This is a genomic window from Lonsdalea britannica (assembly GCF_946477055.1).
Lineage (GTDB): Bacteria > Pseudomonadota > Gammaproteobacteria > Enterobacterales > Enterobacteriaceae > Lonsdalea > Lonsdalea britannica_A.
Genome location: NZ_CAMKXG010000371.1, coordinates 1 through 2,636 on the forward strand (window position 1 = coordinate 1; position 2,636 = coordinate 2,636).

At 47.3% G+C, this 2,636-nt stretch carries 3 protein-coding genes; all 3 read right to left on the reverse strand.

All coding sequences use genetic code 11. The features are described 5' to 3' along the window. A partial coding sequence (locus Q7O77_RS16775) for a sugar phosphate nucleotidyltransferase (protein WP_304169880.1) occupies positions 1–295 on the reverse strand: 295 nt, incomplete at its 3' end. A gap of 204 nt (positions 296–499) precedes the next feature. Then, the gene (gene rssB / locus Q7O77_RS16780; protein ID WP_304169882.1) at positions 500–1,516 is read right to left on the reverse strand and encodes a two-component system response regulator RssB; all 1,017 of its coding nucleotides are present in this window, start codon (positions 1,514–1,516) and stop codon (positions 500–502) included. 72 nt (positions 1,517–1,588) lie between these two features. Beyond that, positions 1,589–2,494 carry a patatin-like phospholipase RssA gene (gene rssA / locus Q7O77_RS16785; RefSeq protein ID WP_304169884.1) on the reverse strand — a complete coding sequence of 302 codons (906 nt, stop codon included), beginning with the start codon at positions 2,492–2,494 and terminating at the stop codon, positions 1,589–1,591. Between the last annotated feature and the right edge of the window lie 142 nt (positions 2,495–2,636).

Consider the following 2,636-nt stretch of genomic DNA (forward strand, 5'->3'; position numbering starts at 1 on the left):
GACAAATAGATTTAACTTCATCCAATAACTGACGCTTGACGCGTTTTTCCAACATAGCTTCAAGTTCAAAGCTGGTGTCGAAGTGGTTTTCAATCGAGTTTTTGGAGGAATGCGTAACCAGAATAATTTCGTTAATGCCTGCCGCAATACATTCATTGACTACGTATTGAATTAAAGGTTTATCAACCAGCGGTAACATTTCCTTAGGAATAGCCTTAGTGGCTGGCAGCATACGCGTACCCAGCCCGGCCACAGGAATGACCGCTTTTTTTACTTTTTTATTGACAGCTGACATAAACAACCTCGTATATTTCGTTCAAATAATGAGCTTTATTTATCTTCTAAACATAAGCACTGAGTATATCAGTTCCGATACGCATTGCTCGGTACAGACTCATACTCGGAAAAAGAAAGCGCATTACCCCTCAAATTGTAGAAATCCAAATAATCACAATGCGTCGCTACAGGTTGAAGTATGCTTATCTCGGTGACCATCGGATTAATCCGTAGAAACCATTAAACGTAACTGCCCACCGCTTCCCCATATCTGACACTGCCACGATTCGCACTGATAACCGAGTTGATTGAGATAAGCGCTATCCTTTGCGCCCAGCGGAATACCACTATGCAACATCAACTGATTTTCTTTTACGCTAAGCGTCGCATGTAATCCTGCAGAAATAAGAATCAGTTTTTTAACACTGTGATGGTAATACCCAACCAATAATGGAAATTCTCCTTTAAGCCCGGCATGACGCAACAATTGATTTACTTGTCTTAACAACATAGATAATTCAGGTTGCTTGCGCTGCTGGTTAGCTAGGTGCTCACGTAACAGCCCGTTGAATAATGCGCGTAATAACAATGCAGCCACCACACCATTATTATGAGCGGCCTGCGTCACATCCAGACAGTAAAACGCCAGTTCATCTTCCGATAACGCCACGATATCCAATACCAACCCCGGGTGATCCGCGACGGTTAGCTGCCGATAATTAATACGACATTGTGCAATCGTTTGATTGACGGGCGGCTGTAATTGCTCGAGAAGCTTGTTGACATCGGCCGGACATTGATTCAGCGATTCCATATCCTGCATTAATTTGTCGACTTCACTGACCTGGGAAGTAAACATATCAGGATAAAGGCATGACATGACCGTTTCACGTAATCGATTATAATCATTAACCGGTTTCAGCAGGACATCCTGCACGCCGAGCCGTAATATTTTCGCCACATCCGCCATATGACTGGTCGCCGAAATGACCAGAATAGGCGTATCTGTATTCTGCTGACGAAACCGATCGACAAATTCAAATCCGCCCATCGTAGGCATATTCAAGTCACAGATGATCAGATCCGGCTGTTGGTGAGTAATCATATCGAAGGCATTCTGGCCATTGTCCGCTTCTATGATGTTGGCACCCAATGACGTCAGATAACCAGCCAGCACCGAGCGGAAAACAGCCTCATCCTCAACGATTAAAATATCTTTCCCCGTTAATGGTCGTGCCATTAGTTACCCCTTAAAACTCAGTCTGTTCATATTCATCTTGCTGATGTTGTAATTCAGGCTACCTAACGGTAATCAGGTAGCCCGGTAAACCAATGGCAATAACATCTCTCGTTGTTTTTCCACCGCCAGTCTGCCCGCGTCTATCGCTTCCTGCGCGCGGTGGAAATCCAGTGTCGCTATTTGCGGGCAGTAGGGTTGAATCAGCACATCCGGCGGATCCCCGGCCATACGACTCATTTTCAGACGGTTCTCGAGCACCTGAATTGAGGTACTCATAATCTCCATCGCCGTGGGCCTGACTTCCGCAGGCTGTCGCCCTCCCAAGTGAAGTCGTTCGCGTATTCGTCGCGACCATCCCCCCACAGACACGACGTCCATCTCCGGCTGCGGCGGTTTCACTGAGAGCAAATCGTGACTTTTCAGACTTGCATCATGTTGTAAATCAACGGCAATCACGATATCCGCCCCCATTGCCCGTGTTAATGACACGGGGACAGGATTAACGACAGCGCCGTCCACCAGCCAGTAACCGTTGAACGAAACCGGGGATAGCAATCCCGGCATGCTGCATGAAGCGCGTATAGACAAGTGCAGGTCACCCTCTGTTAACCAGAGTTCACGACCTGTACTCAAATTGGTGGCGACCGCGCCAAACTTGATCGCGCAATCTTCAATACGCTGGGTACGCAACAGCTGACGAACATGCTCGAAAACGCGATCGCCCCGCAGTAATCCCCCTCGGCGCCAGGATAGATCCATCAATCGAATCACATCCCAATAGCCAAAACCACCGACCCAACGGGCCATGCTGTCCAACTGATTGGTCGCATAGGCTGCGCCGACCAACGAGCCGACCGAACATCCGGCGACAATCTCAGGCTCAATGCCGAGATCTTTTAACGCTTTGATGACGCCAATATGTGCCCATCCCTTTGCAGCACCGGACCCCAAAGCCAATCCGACCTTGACCTTACGCATGGTTTCCCCCCTGCCTGCTTTATTCTAGACTACATTGCCATGCGTCAAACTCGCTGGGTACTATATGAAGCGTTTTTAAGATACGTCTCAATTATTTAATTCATTAAAAAATTATTAAGGTAGATATTGTGTCCGAATGTTG

Bases quoted from the DNA above. Each gene is read 5' to 3' on its own strand.
- rssB (WP_304169882.1), bottom strand. From the start codon at position 1,516: ATGGCACGACCATTAACGGGGAAAGATATTTTAATCGTTGAGGATGAG.
- rssA (WP_304169884.1), bottom strand. From the start codon at position 2,494: ATGCGTAAGGTCAAGGTCGGATTGGCTTTGGGGTCCGGTGCTGCAAAG.